This is a genomic window from Pseudomonas sp. BCRC 81390 (assembly GCF_030341915.1).
Taxonomy (GTDB): Bacteria; Pseudomonadota; Gammaproteobacteria; order Pseudomonadales; family Pseudomonadaceae; genus Aquipseudomonas.
The window spans coordinates 92,027-108,715 of sequence record NZ_JATAAG010000009.1 but is presented as its reverse complement, the minus strand read 5'-3'; the positions used below and the strand labels follow the sequence as shown (position 1 = coordinate 108,715).

Here is a 16,689-nt window from a genome sequence, read left to right as displayed (position 1 = left end):
CTGTACTGGCCCCTTCGCGGGGCAAGCCCGCTCCTACAGGTACCAAGCAATGTGCGGTATCTGTAGGAGCGGGCTTGCCCCGCGAAAAGGCCGGCACAGGCTGAATCATTCTTTCTTCTGCAACCGCACTGCCAGCACGTCGCACGGCGCGCCGTGCAGCACGTCATTGGCGGTAGACCCGAGCAACAACGCCAGGCCATGCCGGCCATGGCTGCCGACCACGATCAGGTCGCATTTCTGGTCTTTGGCCAGCTGGTGGATCTCCTGGCGTGGCTGGCCATAGGTCAGGTGCGAGTCGCCGCGGTGGATGTCCGGGTACTTGTTGAACAGGCGTTCCATGCGCTCCTTGGCCTGGTCGAACTGCTGCTGTTGCAGTTGCGACAGGTCCATGGGTACGTCACCGCCGAACGCCATGGCCATCGGCTCGACGATATGTACCAGTGACACCTTGGCATTCGACGGCGCCGCCAGCGCCATGGCGCGTTTGATCACCGGGTCGCATTCTTCGGTCAGGTCGACGGCGACCAGAAGATGTTCGTATTGCATGAGCGGAACTCCTGACAATCGCGATAGAAGAAGTATGGTCGCTTTCGGGCGGGTCTTCCGTGAAAAATGGCTAACCGGCTCATTTGCAACGTTTTATGGGAACTACTGATATGACGGTATTGCTGGTGGTGTCAATCCTTGCGCTGATTCTCAGCCCGCTTTCCTGGCTGCGCACCTCGCGCAAGCAGAATGAGCAGATGAAGCTGCGCCTGGAGGCACGGCGCATGGGCCTGGCCATGCAACTGGCGCCGCAGCAGTGGCCGCACTGGCTGGAAAGGCAGCCGCCAAGCCCGTGCCCGCAATACCACCGTGCGCGCCGTCGCGGGCATGCGGACAGCTTCAGCTTCTGGCAGGTCAGCCCCGGGGTTTGGTGGAACCAGTGGCGCGAGCCCTGTGAAGACCCTCGTTTCATGGAGCCTTTGGCGCGCTTGCCCGCAAGCGTCTACAAGGTTGAAGCCGATGCACGGATGATCGCGCTGTACTGGACCGAGCGGGGCGAAACGGCTGTGTTGCAGGATGTTGCCTACGTCCTCGAGACCCTGGCCTGAGAGCTGTCCTGCGAGGGTACGCGGCGCTTGTTGAACCTCTACAACGACAAAGCGGCGGCTTGGCATACCCTGAAGGGGTGGGATGCCAAGTCGCCGCTTTGCGTTCTGCTGCGCAGAAAGGCCAGGCAGGCCGGGTATTCATGCAAGCAAGTGGCAGTGTAGCTGCCAGGAATTGCCGCGCAAGCTAAAAAAAACGCAAGCGTTTTCCCGTCGCCGGTGGTCAATCGCTGACATGAATGGTCAGCGATCACTGTCATCATGTTTGGTACCTGGGCGATACAAAATGACCGGAAAGTCGCGTTTTCACCCCGCGCGTGAGCATTTGACAACGCCGATCTTTTCGGAGAATGTGTGCACACCCAAATCAAACGGGCGTATGAATTGAGCGTTTGTATGTCACGCCAAGCCATACTTCCGACTAGCGCGCTGACGGGTGTGCCTGGGGCAGGGCAGCTTGGCCTGCTTTTGCTGCAGCGATCGGCGTGTACGTTCAGCTTCCATATCGTGGAGATCAGTTGATGATTTACGAAGGTAAAGCCATCACGGTTAAGGCTCTTGAAAGTGGCATCGTCGAGCTCAAGTTCGACCTCAAGGGTGAGTCCGTCAACAAGTTCAACCGCCTGACCCTGAACGAGCTTCGCCAGGCTGTCGACGCCATCCAGGCCGACGCTTCGGTCAAGGGCGTGATCGTCAGCAGTGGCAAGGACGTGTTCATCGTCGGCGCCGACATCACCGAGTTCGTCGACAACTTCAAGCTGCCCGAGGCCGAACTGGTCGCCGGCAATCTGGAAGCCAACCGCATCTTCAACGCCTTCGAAGACCTCGAAGTGCCGACCGTCGCGGCCATCAACGGCATCGCCCTGGGCGGTGGCCTGGAAATGTGCCTGGCTGCCGACTACCGGGTCATGTCCAGCAGCGCCAAGATCGGCCTGCCGGAAGTCAAGCTGGGCATCTACCCGGGCTTCGGCGGTACCGTGCGCCTGCCGCGCCTGATCGGTTCGGACAACGCCATCGAGTGGATCGCCGCCGGCAAGGAAAACCGCGCCGAAGACGCCCTCAAGGTAGGTGCGGTCGATGCCGTGGTCGCCCCTGAACTGCTCATGGCCGGTGCCCTCGACCTGATCAAGCGTGCCATCAGCGGTGAACTGGACTACAAGGCCAAGCGTCAGCCCAAGCTGGAAAAGCTCAAGCTCAACGCCATCGAGCAGATGATGGCCTTCGAAACCGCCAAAGGTTTCGTTGCCGGCCAGGCTGGCCCGAACTACCCGGCCCCGGTTGAAGCCATCAAGACCATCCAGAAGGCGGCCAACTTCGGCCGTGACAAGGCCCTGGAAGTGGAAGCCGCAGGCTTTGCCAAGCTGGCCCGGACCTCGGTCGCCGAAAGCCTGATCGGCCTGTTCCTGAACGACCAGGAACTCAAGCGCAAGGCCAAGGCGCATGACGAGATCGCTCGCGACGTGAAGCAGGCCGCGGTGCTCGGTGCCGGCATCATGGGCGGCGGCATTGCCTACCAGTCGGCGGTCAAGGGCACGCCGATCCTGATGAAGGACATCCGCGAGGAAGCCATCCAGCTGGGCCTGAACGAGGCCTCCAAGCTGCTCGGCAACCGCGTCGAGAAAGGCCGCCTGACCCCGGCCAAGATGGCCGAGGCACTCAACGCCATTCGCCCGACCCTGTCCTATGGCGACTTCGCCAACGTCGACATCGTGGTCGAAGCGGTGGTCGAGAACCCGAAGGTCAAGCAGGCCGTGCTGGCGGAAGTGGAAGGCCAGGTCAAAGACGATGCGATTCTCGCTTCGAACACCTCGACCATTTCCATCAACCTGCTGGCCAAGGCGCTCAAGCGCCCGGAAAACTTCGTTGGCATGCACTTCTTCAACCCGGTGCACATGATGCCGCTGGTGGAAGTGATCCGTGGCGAGAAGTCCAGTGAAGTGGCCGTCGCCACCACCGTGGCCTATGCCAAGAAAATGGGCAAGAACCCGATCGTGGTCAACGACTGCCCGGGCTTCCTGGTCAACCGTGTGCTGTTCCCGTACTTCGGCGGTTTCGCCAAGCTGGTCAGTGCCGGCGTCGACTTCGTGCGTATCGACAAGGTCATGGAAAAGTTCGGCTGGCCGATGGGCCCGGCGTACCTGATGGACGTGGTCGGCATCGACACCGGCCACCACGGCCGCGACGTGATGGCCGAAGGCTTCCCGGACCGCATGAAGGACGAGCGTCGCTCGGCGGTCGATGCCCTGTACGAGGCCAACCGCCTGGGCCAGAAGAATGGCAAAGGCTTCTATGCCTACGAAACCGACAAGCGCGGCAAGCCGAAGAAGGTCGCCGACGCCAGCGTGCTCGACGTGCTCAAGCCGATCGTCTTCGAGCAGCGTGAAGTCAGCGACGAAGACATCATCAACTGGATGATGATCCCGCTGTGCCTGGAGACCGTGCGTTGCCTGGAAGACGGCATCGTCGAAACCGCTGCCGAAGCCGACATGGGCCTGGTCTATGGCATTGGCTTCCCTCCCTTCCGCGGTGGCGCGCTGCGCTACATCGACTCGATCGGTGTGGCCGAATTCGTTGCCCTGGCTGATCAATACGCCGACCTGGGGCCGCTGTACCACCCGACTGCCAAGCTGCGTGAAATGGCCAAGAACGGCCAGCGCTTCTTCAACTGAGCGGTCAACGAGCTAGAGCGAGAGATTTGATATGAGCCTGAATCCAAGAGACGTGGTGATTGTCGACTTCGGTCGCACGCCAATGGGCCGCTCCAAGGGTGGCATGCACCGCAATACCCGTGCCGAAGACATGTCGGCGCACCTGATCAGCAAGTTGCTGGAACGCAACGACAAGGTCGACCCGAAAGAGGTCGAGGATGTGATCTGGGGCTGCGTCAACCAGACCCTGGAACAGGGCTGGAACATTGCCCGTATGGCCTCGCTGATGACCCAGATCCCGCACACCTCCGCAGCGCAGACCGTCAGCCGCCTGTGTGGCTCGTCGATGAGCGCACTGCACACCGCCGCCCAGGCCATCATGACCGGTAACGGTGACGTGTTCGTGGTCGGTGGCGTGGAGCACATGGGCCACGTCAGCATGATGCATGGCGTGGATCCCAACCCGCACCTGTCGCTGCATGCCGCCAAGGCTTCCGGGATGATGGGCCTGACCGCGGAAATGCTCGGCAAGATGCACGGCATCACCCGTGAGCAACAGGACCTGTTCGGCCTGCGTTCGCACCAGCTGGCCCACAAGGCCACGGTCGAAGGCAAGTTCAAGGATGAGATCATCCCGATGCAGGGCTATGACGAGAACGGCTTCCTCAAGGTATTCGACTTCGACGAAACCATTCGCCCGGAAACCACCCTCGAAGGCCTGGCGGCGCTCAAGCCGGCGTTCAACCCGAAGGGCGGCACCGTCACTGCCGGTACCTCGTCGCAGATCACCGACGGTGCTTCGTGCATGATCGTCATGTCCGGGCAGCGCGCCATGGACCTGGGCATTCAGCCGTTGGCCGTCATCCGTGCCATGGCCGTGGCCGGTGTCGACCCGGCGATCATGGGCTACGGCCCGGTGCCATCGACCCAGAAAGCCCTCAAGCGTGCCGGCCTGAGCATGTCCGACATCGACTTCATCGAGCTCAACGAAGCCTTCGCTGCACAGGCCCTGCCAGTGCTGAAAGATCTGAAAGTGCTCGACAAGATGGATGAGAAGGTTAACCTGCACGGCGGCGCCATTGCCTTGGGCCACCCGTTCGGTTGCTCCGGGGCACGGATTTCCGGCACCCTGCTCAACGTCATGAAGCAGAATGGCGGTACCCTCGGGGTGGCGACCATGTGCGTCGGCCTCGGCCAAGGTATCACCACTGTCTTCGAACGCGTCTGATCGCGTTGGCGGACAGTGACCGGGGCCTTGTGCCCCGGTTTTGTTTTTTTCAGGTTTTTTTCAAGAGGGTGGGCAACATGCAGATACAACCAGGCATATACCGGCATTACAAAGGGCCTGAGTACCGTGTCTTCAGTGTTGCGCGGCACTCCGAAAGCGAAGAGTGGATGGTCTTCTACCAATGCCTGTATGGTGATTACAGCTTCTGGGTACGGCCACTTTCGATGTTCCAGGAGTCCGTCGAGGTTGACGGCGAGCAGGTGCCACGCTTTGCTTTGGTCAAGGCCGAAGAGGGGCTGTCCGGGCTGCTGGGCAAGTCGCAAGCGTGATAGTCCGAACTTGACCTCACACTTTTGCCACTATATATAGCGGTGCCGCGTCTGGCACCTGACGCGTTTTTTATCTTCAGATTCAGGAATACTCCGATCCATGGGCAAATCGCTGGTCATTGTGGAATCCCCGGCCAAGGCCAAGACCATCAACAAGTACCTGGGCAACCAGTACGTGGTGAAGTCGAGTATCGGCCATATCCGAGACCTCCCCACCAGCGGTTCGGCCAGCGCCAGCAAAGAGCCGGCCGCCAAGCGTGGCAAGGCCGCGGGTGAGGCTCCGGCGCTGTCGCCGAAGGAAAAGGCCCGCCGCCAGCTGGTCGCACGCATGGGCGTCGACCCGGACCACGGCTGGAAGGCCAAGTACGAGATCCTGCCCGGCAAGGAAAAGGTGATCGAAGAGCTGCGCCGCCTGGCCAAGGACGCCGACACCATCTATCTCGCAACCGACTTGGACCGTGAAGGGGAAGCCATTGCCTGGCACCTGCGCGAGGCCATCGGCGGTGACGACAGCCGCTACAAGCGTGTGGTGTTCAACGAAATTACCAAGAAGGCGATCCAGGATGCCTTCTCGCAGCCGGGCGAGCTGGACATCGACCGGGTCAATGCCCAGCAGGCGCGGCGCTTCCTCGACCGTGTGGTCGGCTATATGGTTTCGCCGCTGCTGTGGGCCAAGATTGCCCGCGGCCTGTCCGCCGGCCGTGTGCAGTCGGTGGCGGTGAAGCTGGTGGTGGAGCGCGAGCGCGAGATCCGTGCGTTCATTCCGGAAGAGTACTGGGAAATCCACGCCGACCTCGGCACCGCCAAGAACGCCAAGGTGCGCTTCGAAGTGGCGCGCGAAAAGGGCGAGGCCTTCAAGCCGCTGAACGAAGCCCAGGCCATGGCTGCGCTGGAAAAGCTCAAGGCCTCCAGCTACAGCGTGGTCAAGCGCGAAGACCGCCCTACCAGCAGCAAGCCGTCGGCGCCGTTCATTACCTCCACCCTGCAGCAGGCGGCCAGCAACCGCCTGGGCTTCGGGGTGAAGAAAACCATGATGATGGCCCAGCGCTTGTATGAAGCCGGCTACATCACCTACATGCGTACCGACTCGACCAACCTGTCGGCCGACGCCCTGGACATGGCGCGCAGCTACATCGAACGTGAATTCGGCAAGCAGTACCTGCCGGATGCGCCGCTGGTGTATGGCAGCAAGGAAGGCGCCCAGGAGGCGCACGAAGCGATTCGTCCTTCCGACGTCAATACCCACCCGACCAAGCTCAGTGGCATGGAGCGCGACGCCGAGCGCCTGTACGAGCTGATCTGGCGTCAGTTCCTGGCCTGCCAGATGCCGCCGGCGCAGTACCTGTCCACCAGCGTCACCGTGGCTGCTGGCGACTTCGAGCTGCGAGCCAAGGGCCGTATCCTCAAGTTCGACGGTTACACCCGTGTGCTGCCGCAGCAGAGCAAGCCGGGCGAAGACGACGTGTTGCCGGAAATGGTCCAGGGTGAAGCGTTGAAGCTGATCCAGATCGACCCGAGCCAGCATTTCACCAAGCCGCCGGCGCGCTTCACCGAAGCCAGCCTGGTCAAGGAAATGGAGAAACGCGGCATCGGCCGTCCGTCGACCTACGCGGCGATCATCTCGACCATCCAGGACCGTGGCTATGTGACCCTGCACAACCGCCGCTTCTACTCGGAGAAGATGGGCGACATCGTCACCGAGCGCCTGTCCGAGAGTTTCTCCAACCTGATGGACTACGGCTTTACCGCCGACATGGAAGAGAACCTCGACGACGTGGCCCAGGGTGAGCGTGACTGGAAGAACGTGCTCGACGAGTTCTATGGCGACTTCAGCAAGAAGCTGCAGACTGCCGAGTCCAGCGAAGACGGCATGCGCGCCAACCAGCCGACCATGACCAACATTCCGTGCAAGGAATGTGGCCGCCCGATGATGATTCGTACGGCCTCGACCGGTGTCTTCCTCGGCTGCTCGGGCTACAGCCTGCCGCCGAAAGAGCGCTGCAAGGCCACCGTGAACCTGGTGCCGGGCGATGAGATTGCCGCTGACGACGAGGGTGAATCGGAATCCCGTGTGCTGCTAGGCAAGCACCGCTGCCCGATCTGCGCCACGGCGATGGACGCCTACCTGCTGGACGAGAAGCACAAGCTGCACATCTGTGGTAACAACCCGGATTGCGCCGGCTATGAAATCGAAGAGGGCAACTATCGCATCAAGGGCTACGAAGGGCCGAGCCTGGAATGCGACAAGTGCGGCAGCGAGATGCAGCTGAAGACCGGCCGTTTCGGCAAGTTCTTCGGTTGCACCAACCCGGCCTGCAAGAACACCCGCAAGCTGCTCAAGAGCGGCGAGGCAGCGCCACCGAAGATGGACAAGGTGGATATGCCTGAGCTCAAGTGCGAGAAGGTTGACGATACCTACGTGCTGCGTGATGGCGCTTCGGGGCTGTTCCTGGCTGCCAGCCAGTTCCCCAAGAACCGTGAGACGCGGGCGCCGCTGGTGCTGGAAATCGTGCCGCACAAGCACGAGATCGATCCGAAGTACCACTTCCTGTGCGATGCACCGCAGAAAGACCCGGATGGTCGCCCCGCAGTGATCCGCTACAGCCGCAAGACCAAGGAGCAGTACGTGCAGTCCGAAGTCGATGGCAAGCCGACCGGCTGGAAGGCGTTCTACGACGGCAATGCGTGGAAGGTTGAAGACAAGCGCTGATCCTTGAGTGCTGTGATTGGGGGCCGCTTTGCGGCCCCAATCATTTATGATGCAGCTATCCGCCTTGCAGCCTCATGGGAGGGCACCGAGATGGCCCAGGAACTCTACACCCGCACCAACCAGAAATTGTTCTTCGCCGGCCTCGCCCTGGAGTCCATGGCCAAGGCCGAACAAAGCCAGGCAATGAACGCCCAGGGCCTGGTCCAGGCTGAGCGTGAATCGGCGCTGTTTCACCTGTACGGCGCGCTGCTGGGGCTGTGCCATGAGATTGGTGGCTTCTACCGCTTGCCTGTCGTTGCGACTGTCGACCAAGCACTGGCCGACGACGCCCTGAACGGCATCGCCATCCCGGAAGTGGCCGAGCTGCTGGAGCTGGCCCGTCAGCGTGAAACCTGGCTGGCGCAGATGCTAGCTGCTTATGCCGATTTGTTCCGACCACCGGTCGCGAAGAAAACACCAAAAACCGACGTTACCCAGCCGCTGATTCAGGCCGTCAATCTCGATGAGCCCGAGCATCCGGCGCTGTCACGCGCCGAACTGGAAAGCTGGCGTAGCAACCTCAAGGGCCTTGTAAGACGTTTCCGTGACGCGTTGAGTGAGTGCTGATAGCCGCTACGGCTGGTACAATACTGGCCTTTCGCGGAGAACTGCCATTTATGTCTACGTCGTTTCTGGAAATTGTCGAGTTGCCTGATGGCCGCATCGAACTGCGTCGCGCCGAGGATGAGGGCTCTCTGGTAACCCTGCATTTCTCGGAAGACGCCAAGGCGTTCCTGCAGGGCCAGCATGTGGAAGTGGCCAAGGCCATGCTCAGTGTGGGCGTGCAGATGGCCGGTCGCCTGATGGATGGCGAGCTCGAGCGTGATGAAGGGCCACGCGTGCTGCATTGATAGACAGCAACTGTCAGGTGTTTAGCTAAAGCAGGCAAAGCCTGAACATCAGCCGAGGCGGATGTTCAGGCTTTGTGCGTTTCCGATGCTGGCGGCACGCAGCAATTGCTGGCGTGCAGTGGCGTTGATATTGCCCAGCCAGCTGACCACTGTATGGCTGCGGCCCAGGCGCAACGCCTCGCAGGCCAGTTGCAGCGGGCTTTGATTGCCGCGAGGGTGCAGCAACAGGATGCGTTCACGGTTGAGCCCGGCGTCGCGCAGCCAGGCTTGGGTCAGGCTTGACGGCGGGGCGATCAGGGTCAGCCAGCGGCTCTCGTCTTCTTCGCTCAATTCGCGCAGAACCGGCGCCAGCAGGCTGTGGCAGTGCCCGGGGGCGCCGCGCAACGACAGTTCGCTGAACAGCTCGGGCTGGCTGCTCTTGCGCGCCACTTCGCTGGCTTTCAGGCCTGGCAATACGGGCTGGGCGAGGAATGCTTCGAACAATGGCAACTGGGCTTGCTCGGGTGCGTGAATGAACTGCTGCATGACGCCTCCTGGATCAGCGGCGAATGACGCCGACGCTCAAACCTTCGATTACCAGTTCCTGTTCTTTCAGGTCGACTTCGATGGGGGCGAATTCGGGGTTTTCGGCAAGCAGCCAGACCTTGCTGCCTTCACGCTTGAAGCGCTTGACGGTGACTTCATCGCCGATTCGGGCCACGACGATCTGGCCGTTGCGTGCTTCGCGGCAGGTATGCACCGCCAGCAGGTCGCCATCGAAGATACCGACGTCCTTCATGCTCATGCCGTGCACGCGCAACAGGTAGTCGGCCTGGGGGTGGAAAAAGTCGGGGCTGATGTTGCAGGATTGCTCGATGTGCTGTTCGGCGAGGATCGGTGCGCCGGCGGCAACCCGGCCGATGATCGGCAGGCCGCTTTCCTCGGCCTTGGCTTCCAGGCCAGGGATGCGGATGCCACGAGAGGCGCCCGGGGTCATCTCGATCGCACCTTTGCGGGCGAGGGCCTTGAGGTGCTCCTCGGCGGCGTTGGGCGACTTGAAGCCCAGCTCCTGAGCGATCTCGGCGCGCGTCGGCGGGAAGCCGTTGTCTTCCAGGCAACGCTTGATGAACGCGAGAATTTCGGCTTGGCGTGGCGTCAGTTTCAACATGTTGGGCGCTCTGTCTTTTTGTACAGTGACTGGGATTATATACAGTACTGGGTGCGCTGCAAGCTATGCGCAGCAAGAAAGCTGCGAAATGGCGCTGTAGCCCCCGGCGGGCGCCGCTCCTGTTTTGAGGCTTGCAGCGTGAAGCACGGCGCCTTTTAATGGCGACCGAGCGGTCACCGAGCCTTGACAGAAGCAGGGCTGAAACGTATGTTTCAAACACCTGTTTGTCTGGCGGAGTAGTCGGAGTAGTCATGGCCCAATCGGAAACCGTTGAACGCATTCTCGATGCTGCCGAGCAGCTGTTCGCGGAAAGGGGGTTCGCCGAAACCTCGTTGCGGCTGATTACCAGCAAGGCCGGGGTCAACCTGGCGGCGGTCAACTATCACTTCGGCTCCAAGAAGGCGCTGATCCAGGCGGTATTTTCGCGCTTCCTCGGGCCATTCTGCGCCAGCCTCGAGCGTGAGCTGGAGCGGCGTCAGGCCAAGCCGGAGCACAAGCCCAGCCTCGAGGAACTGCTGGAAATGCTGGTGGAGCAGGCCCTGGCCGTGCAGCCACGCAGCAACAACGACCTGTCGATCTTCATGCGCCTGCTGGGCCTGGCCTTCAGCCAGAGCCAGGGCCACCTGCGGCGCTACCTGGAAGACATGTACGGCAAGGTGTTCCGCCGCTACATGCTGCTGGTCAACGAAGCTGCGCCGCGCATTCCGCCACTCGAACTGTTCTGGCGCGTGCACTTCATGCTCGGTGCAGCAGCCTTCAGCATGTCCGGTATCAAGGCCCTGCGGGCGATCGCCGAGACCGACTTCGGTATCAATACCTCGATCGAGCAGGTGATGCGCCTGATGGTGCCATTCCTCGCTGCAGGCATGCGTGCCGACAGCGGCGTCACCGACGCGGCCATGGCCGCCGCCCAGTTGCGCCCGCGCAGCAAGAGCGCTAGCGCCACTGCCAAGGCCTGAAGGCTGGGCGGGGCAGGGCGCTTCGGCTAAGCTAGCGCCCATGTCCGATCTTGATCTGTTGCACATTTCCCTTGCCGACCAGCGCCTGTATGGCTTCGCCCGTGGCCAGCTGTGCCTGCGCCTGCCGGTTTCCACGGCGCGCAACGGTGCGGGTGAGCGCAATGGTTCCGGTTGCACGCCGTGTGGCTTGCACCAGGTGCGGGCGAAGATCGGTGCAGGCCTGCCGCTGAATGCGGTCTTGGCCGGGCGGCGCTGGACCGGCGAGGTGTGGTCGCCGGCCTTGCAGGCGCAATATCCCGGCCGGGACTGGATCCTCACCCGCATCCTCTGGCTCAGCGGTTGCGAACCGGGGGTCAACCGCCTTGGCGCGGTCGATACCTTCCGCCGCTATATCTACCTGCACGGCACCCCGGATACGGAACCCATGGGCGTGGCGCTGTCCCATGGCTGCATACGCCTGCGCAACACTGATCTGCTCAGCCTGTTCGAACGGGTGCCGGCGCATTGCCTGGTGCGTATCGAGCAGGCCGCTTGCCCCCAGTGGGCTTCTCTCAGTCTTCAATGAAGGATTACCCATGACTGTCAGCCTGCAAGGCTCCTTGATGGTGGATATCGCCGGTAAATGGCTGACCGCCGAAGACCGCCACCTGCTGCGCCAGCCTGAAGTGGCCGGCCTGATCATCTTTGCCCGTAACATCGACAGCCCGCGCCAGGTGCGTGAGCTGTGCGCCTCGATTCGTGCCATCCGCCCCGACCTGATCCTGGCGGTGGACCAGGAAGGCGGGCGTGTGCAGCGCCTGCGCCAGGGTTTTGTGCGCTTGCCGGCCATGCGTGCGCTGGCCGACAACGACAACGCCGAATACCTGGCCGAGCAGTGCGGCTGGTTGATGGCGACCGAGGTGCTGGCGGTTGGCCTGGACCTCAGCTTTGCCCCGGTGCTCGACCTTGACCACCAGCGCAGTGCGGTGGTTGGCAGCCGCGCCTTCGAGGGTGACCCGCTGCGTGCCACGCAGCTGGCCGGGGCGTTCATCCGCGGCATGAACGCGGCGGGCATGGCGGCGTGTGGCAAACATTTCCCCGGCCATGGCTGGGCCGAGGCGGACTCGCATGTGGCGATTCCTACCGACGAGCGCAGCCTTGAGCAATTGCGCCAAGCTGACCTGGTGCCGTTCTCCCGCTTGAGCGGGCAGCTGGCGGCAGTGATGCCGGCACATGTCATTTACCCGCAGGTCGACAACCAGCCGGCCGGCTTTTCGCGGCGCTGGCTGCAGGACATCTTGCGTGGCGAGCTGGGCTTTGACGGGGTGATCTTCAGTGATGACCTGTCGATGGCCGGTGCGCATGTGGTCGGCGACGCGGCCAGCCGGATCGAGGCGGCCTTGACTGCGGGCTGCGACATGGGGCTGGTGTGCAACGACCGGGCGGCGGCAGAGCTGGCGCTCAGCGCGGCCCAGCGGATGAAGGTCAAGCCGTCGCCGCGGATTGCGCGGATGCGTGGGCAAGGGTTCGCGCGAACGGATTATCGCCAGCAACCGCGCTGGATGGAGGCGTTGGGGGCGTTGCGGGAAGCGCAGTTGGTCGATTGACCGCGTTGGCCCTCGCGGGCACGCCCGCTCCCGCAGGTGCAGCGCTGGTTTCGAAATGAGTGTTGTGCCTGTGCCGGCTTCTTCGCGGTAAACCCGCTCCCACAAGGATATCGGTGCCTTCAAGGCGGTGCCGTACCTGTGGGAGCGGGCGTGCCCGCGAAGAGGCCGGTGCCGGTAGCGAAGGGTTCGGGCTACCGCCCGCGCTTCCCCGGCAGCGGCGCAAACAGCGCTTCGATCTCTTCATCCCCCAGCCGCCATTGCCCGGCCTGTCCGCCATCGAGCAGGCTCGCCGCCAGCGCCGCCTTCTCTTGCTGCAACAGCTGGATCTTTTCTTCCACTGTCCCCCGGGTAATCAGCTTGAACACGAACACCGGCTTGTCCTGGCCGATGCGATAGGCGCGATCAGTGGCCTGGTTTTCGCTGGCCGGGTTCCACCAGGGGTCGAAGTGGATCACCGTGTCGGCAGCTGTCAGGTTCAACCCCACGCCACCTGCCTTGAGGCTGATCAGGAACACTTCGCTGTCACCCTGCTGGAATTGCTGCACCGGCGTGCGCCGGTCGCGGGTATCGCCAGTCAGCAGGCTGTAGCGGATCTTGCGTTTGTTCAGCTCTTCCTCGATCAACGCCAGCATCGAGGTGAACTGCGAAAACAGCAGCACCCGGCGCCCTTCGCTGAGCAGCTCGTCGAGCATTTCCAGCAGCGCGCCCAGTTTGCCCTTGTCCGCCTGGTTGCCCTTGCTTTCCACACCTTTGACCAGGCGCAGGTCGCAACAGACCTGGCGCAGCTTGAGCAGGGCGTCGAGGATGACGATCTGGCTGCGTGCGGCACCATTGCGGGCGATTTCGTCGCGGACCTTCTTGTCCATGGCCACCCGCACGGCCTCGTAGGTGTCACGCTGGGCATCGCTGAGCTCGACCCAGTGCACCATCTCGGTCTTGGCCGGCAGCTCGGTGGCCACCTGTTCCTTGGTGCGGCGCAGCATGAATGGGCGGATGCGCTTGGCCAGGTGGGCCATGCGCTCACTGTCGCCGTGGCGCTCGATCGGTGTGCGGTAGTCCTGGTTGAAGCGTTTCAGGTCGCCCAGCCAGCCAGGCATGAGGAAGTGGAAGATCGACCATAGCTCGCCGAGGTTGTTCTCCATCGGCGTACCGGTCAGGCACACGCGCTGCCCGGCCTGCAGCTCGCACACGGCAAGGGCGGCCTTGCTGGTGCTGCTCTTGATGTTCTGCGCCTCGTCCAGTACCAGTACGTGCCAGCGTTGGGCGCGCAGGTGTTCGAGGTCGCGGGGGGCCAGGGCATAGGTGGTCAGCACCAGGTCATAAGCGTGCAGGTTGGCGAAATGCTTGCTGCGCCCTGGCCCGTGCAGGGCCAATACCCGCAGGCCGGGGGCGAAGCGGTGAGCTTCGTCGAGCCAGTTCGGTATCAGGCTGGTGGGCATGACGGCCAGGGCCGGTATTTGCAGGCGGCCAGAAGCCTTTTCCAGCAGCAGGTGTGCCAGCGCCTGCAAGGTCTTGCCCAGCCCCATGTCGTCGCCCAGAATGCCGCCGGTGCCCATTTCCCGCAACGCCTGCAGCCAGTTCAAGCCCTGTTGCTGGTAAGGGCGCAGGCTGGCTTGCAGGCCGGCCGGTGGTTGCACCTGCAGGTCGCGGGCATCGCGCAGACGGCGGCCGAGATCGCGCACATGCTCGCCGCCTTCCCAATGCAGTGGCAGCCCTTCGATCTCGTTCAGGCGCGCGGCATCGGCGCGGTCCAGGCGCAGCGATGGGCCTGTGGCATCTTCGTGCAGGTACAGCTCGCCAAGGGTGCCCATGACCGCCTTGATCCGCCCGTAGGGCAGGGCGACGCGCAAGGCCGGGGCGTCCAGGCGCCCGCGGTTGAGGTCGAGCAGCAGGTGCTCGTCATCGCTGCGCCGGGCCAGTTCACTGGGGCGCAGCAGTTCCGGGTTGCTGCGTAGCAGTTGCAGCACGATCGGCAGCAGGCTGTGGCGCTGGCCATCGACCACGATGCCCAGCTCCAGGTCGAACCATTCATGGCCGGGTGCTTCGTCAATGCTGGCGTACCAGTCGTCAACTTCTTGCAGGTTGAAGGCAAAGTCGCGCTGGATATCGATGTCCCAGCCGGCCTCGCGCAAGCGTGGCAGGCCGGCGCGGGCAAAACGCAGCCAGGCTTCGTCGTCGGGGAGCTGGAGCATCTCGCCTGCACTGTCGGGCAATGCCTTGCTCTGCCGGGTGGCAGGCTTGAAGCCGAGGTCACGCAGCACCTTGCGCAGCGCCTGCTCGGCCTGCGGCTGGCGGCGGATGCGCTGGCTGGTGTCGCCGACCAGGCGGGTCAGCGGTTTGTCGTCGCTGCCGCTGGTGCGCAGGCCGTCGTAGTCGAATGCCAGCGCGGCACGGTGTTGCATCTGCCGTTGCATGCGGCCGGTCTTGGGCATGTAGGCACTGAATTCGAGGCTGCCCAGGGTCAGCCTCCCTCTTGGCGTGAGGTCGTCGATTTGCCGGGTGCTCACGGCTGTGGGAGTGGGGACGTGGCGGTTCAAGGCGTTCAATCGATGGCTCAAGGGAACCACCAGGTGTTCGGGAACAACAGGTGCACGCGCGAGCTGGCTGGCAATGAAGGGGTCGAGGTCATGGCGCAGCTTGCCGGTCTGATGCGAATGCCTGTCGACATAGTACATGGGCTCGATGGGCAGTACCTGCAACGGCAGCTGGTCGTCGTGATACCAGGCGCCGCGGTAGCTGCCATTGTCCAGCCTGACCCAGCGGAACTCGGCATGCAGCTCCGGCCCGGGAGACAGCGGCGCAGCGTCGTCTTCGAACAGCAGGCGATCAGTGGCCAGGGCGTAGCTGTAGAGCTCCGCACCCTGCTTGCCTTCCAGCTGCACCACGGGCGTGATCGTCTTGCTGCGGGCATCGATCAGGCGCAGCAGCCGCGCGTCGTCCTCCGTGACGTAGCGGGGGGTGTAGTAGATCATCTCGGGCATTGAGGCGATGCGGCCGATCTTCAGTGTGCCGTCTGTCTGCCGGGTGCCTTTGATCGGTTCGAGCCACCATTGCTCTTGATCCAGCTGGATACGGTAATAGATTGCCGGGCCTTTGCGTGCCGGTTCGCGCGAGGCAGCGGGTGGGGACGGTGACTCCAGTGCCTGGACCCACAGGTTGAGGGCCGGTGGCAGCGCAAGTGCGGCCTGCTCCGGTGGGGCTGCGCCGCCAAGGCCGCCGGTACCGTCCTGCAGTTGCAGCAACGCTGCAACGCAGTGCTTGCAGTTGAGCGCGACGGGACAGGAGCAGCGCCCGAACACACGCAGGTCACCGTGATTGAGGACCAGCTGGATGGTCTGCTGGTAGGTCTGGCCGGCCGAGCCCTTGCAGATTGCCTCGACCGTTGCGCCATGCTGCGACAGGATGCGCGTCCGCTCTTGCGCCGCATAATCGCGGCCTCGTGCCAGCGCGCCGGCGTCGAGGAACCTCACCCAGTTCGGGTGGGCCCTCAGCAGTTGCTGCGCATCGCCGCTGCTCACATCACTGCTCCATCATCTCCGGGTCCATCACCGGCATCTTCGGCGTGCCCGGAGGAGTTACCTTCAGCAGCAGCGCCAGGTGCCCGCCGTCAAGGAAGGTCAGTTGCCCGCCCTTGACGTTGCTGTTGCTCTGCTTGAACTGCTCGCTTTGCAGCACGCTGCCGTTGCCGTCCAGCTGGTTGACCCAGAAATTGGCCTCGACCGCGATGAAGCGGCCCTCGGCAATGCTCAGGTTACCTTCGATGGGGAAATGGCCGAACTGCTCGGCACCTTCGCCCAGGGCGATACGGCTGGGTTCGCTGCCGACCCGCTGCTGCCAGGCCTTGTGCATCAGCACGGTGTAATCGGCGGTGGCTTCCAGGCGGGTGGCTTCGTCTTCCAGCGCCAGGCGACGCTCGGCGTCCTTTTCCAGGCGCGGAGCGCCGGCGCTCCAGTTTTCCGGGGCAAACGGGCTGGTAAAGGCGGGCACGCTGTTCTGCCGCACCAGGATCATTTCTACCTGATACAGGCCTTCGGCGAAGGCAGCCGGGGCGAACAGCGCCAGCAGCAGGGTCAGGCAACGGATGGCACGCATGGGTCTTCC

The 16,689-nt window shown here is 63.0% G+C and carries 15 protein-coding genes; 10 read left to right on the top strand and 5 right to left on the bottom strand.

The genetic code is table 11. The features are described from left to right. Positions 1 to 105: 105 nt before the first annotated feature. Positions 106 to 546 (bottom strand): universal stress protein, encoded by a 441-nt coding sequence (locus tag QSV36_RS04205; RefSeq protein WP_056806485.1) that lies wholly within the window; start codon positions 544 to 546, stop codon positions 106 to 108. 110 nt (positions 547 to 656) lie between these two features. Here QSV36_RS04205 and QSV36_RS04200 point away from each other — a divergent pair, with 110 nt between their 5' ends. From QSV36_RS04200 to QSV36_RS04170, 7 genes are all read left to right on the top strand, one after another. Beyond that, entirely contained in the window at positions 657 to 1,094 is a 438-nt protein-coding gene (locus QSV36_RS04200; protein ID WP_289130129.1) for a hypothetical protein, read from the top strand. Between the two features lie 518 nt (positions 1,095 to 1,612). Next, on the top strand, positions 1,613 to 3,760 hold the full coding sequence (gene fadB, locus QSV36_RS04195; RefSeq protein WP_289130128.1) for a fatty acid oxidation complex subunit alpha FadB: 2,148 nt from the start codon (positions 1,613 to 1,615) through the stop codon (positions 3,758 to 3,760). A gap of 31 nt (positions 3,761 to 3,791) precedes the next feature. After that, the gene (fadA, locus tag QSV36_RS04190) at positions 3,792 to 4,967 is read left to right on the top strand and encodes an acetyl-CoA C-acyltransferase FadA (RefSeq protein ID WP_289130127.1); all 1,176 of its coding nucleotides are present in this window, start codon (positions 3,792 to 3,794) and stop codon (positions 4,965 to 4,967) included. A 77-nt stretch (positions 4,968 to 5,044) separates the two neighbouring features. Continuing rightward, positions 5,045 to 5,296: a DUF1653 domain-containing protein gene (locus QSV36_RS04185; RefSeq protein ID WP_170029092.1), complete on the top strand. Its 252-nt coding sequence runs from the start codon at positions 5,045 to 5,047 to the stop codon at positions 5,294 to 5,296. Positions 5,297 to 5,396: 100 nt separating this feature from the next. Further along, positions 5,397 to 8,006 carry a type I DNA topoisomerase gene (gene topA, locus QSV36_RS04180; protein WP_289130125.1) on the top strand — a complete coding sequence of 870 codons (2,610 nt, stop codon included), beginning with the start codon at positions 5,397 to 5,399 and terminating at the stop codon, positions 8,004 to 8,006. Positions 8,007 to 8,096: 90 nt separating this feature from the next. Continuing rightward, the gene (locus tag QSV36_RS04175) at positions 8,097 to 8,612 is read left to right on the top strand and encodes a DUF6586 family protein (protein WP_289130123.1); all 516 of its coding nucleotides are present in this window, start codon (positions 8,097 to 8,099) and stop codon (positions 8,610 to 8,612) included. Between the two features lie 50 nt (positions 8,613 to 8,662). Then, positions 8,663 to 8,896 (top strand): hypothetical protein, encoded by a 234-nt coding sequence (locus QSV36_RS04170; protein ID WP_289130121.1) that lies wholly within the window; start codon positions 8,663 to 8,665, stop codon positions 8,894 to 8,896. A gap of 48 nt (positions 8,897 to 8,944) precedes the next feature. Here the strand turns inward: QSV36_RS04170 and sulA are convergent, their stop codons facing one another. Further along, positions 8,945 to 9,421 carry an SOS-induced cell division inhibitor SulA gene (gene sulA, locus QSV36_RS04165; protein WP_289130120.1) on the bottom strand — a complete coding sequence of 159 codons (477 nt, stop codon included), beginning with the start codon at positions 9,419 to 9,421 and terminating at the stop codon, positions 8,945 to 8,947. Positions 9,422 to 9,434: 13 nt separating this feature from the next. Beyond that, the gene (gene lexA, locus QSV36_RS04160) at positions 9,435 to 10,043 is read right to left on the bottom strand and encodes a transcriptional repressor LexA (RefSeq protein ID WP_114170995.1); all 609 of its coding nucleotides are present in this window, start codon (positions 10,041 to 10,043) and stop codon (positions 9,435 to 9,437) included. Between the two features lie 251 nt (positions 10,044 to 10,294). Here lexA and QSV36_RS04155 point away from each other — a divergent pair, with 251 nt between their 5' ends. Genes QSV36_RS04155 through nagZ form a run of 3 tightly spaced genes read left to right on the top strand, consistent with a single transcriptional unit; the run spans position 10,295 to position 12,588 of the window. Next, the gene (locus tag QSV36_RS04155) at positions 10,295 to 11,002 is read left to right on the top strand and encodes a TetR/AcrR family transcriptional regulator (RefSeq protein ID WP_289130118.1); all 708 of its coding nucleotides are present in this window, start codon (positions 10,295 to 10,297) and stop codon (positions 11,000 to 11,002) included. A gap of 40 nt (positions 11,003 to 11,042) precedes the next feature. Further along, on the top strand, positions 11,043 to 11,567 hold the full coding sequence (locus QSV36_RS04150; protein WP_289130116.1) for a L,D-transpeptidase: 525 nt from the start codon (positions 11,043 to 11,045) through the stop codon (positions 11,565 to 11,567). A 22-nt stretch (positions 11,568 to 11,589) separates the two neighbouring features. Beyond that, positions 11,590 to 12,588, top strand: coding sequence for a beta-N-acetylhexosaminidase (gene nagZ / locus QSV36_RS04145; RefSeq protein ID WP_289130216.1), 999 nt, complete (start codon positions 11,590 to 11,592; stop codon positions 12,586 to 12,588). Positions 12,589 to 12,779: 191 nt separating this feature from the next. On the opposite strand, the gene QSV36_RS04140 is transcribed toward nagZ, so the two are convergent. Then, positions 12,780 to 16,106, bottom strand: coding sequence for a DEAD/DEAH box helicase (locus QSV36_RS04140; RefSeq protein ID WP_289130113.1), 3,327 nt, complete (start codon positions 16,104 to 16,106; stop codon positions 12,780 to 12,782). Between the two features lies 1 nt (position 16,107). Beyond that, on the bottom strand, positions 16,108 to 16,680 hold the full coding sequence (locus QSV36_RS04135; protein ID WP_289130111.1) for a CsiV family protein: 573 nt from the start codon (positions 16,678 to 16,680) through the stop codon (positions 16,108 to 16,110). Positions 16,681 to 16,689: the final 9 nt, after the last annotated feature.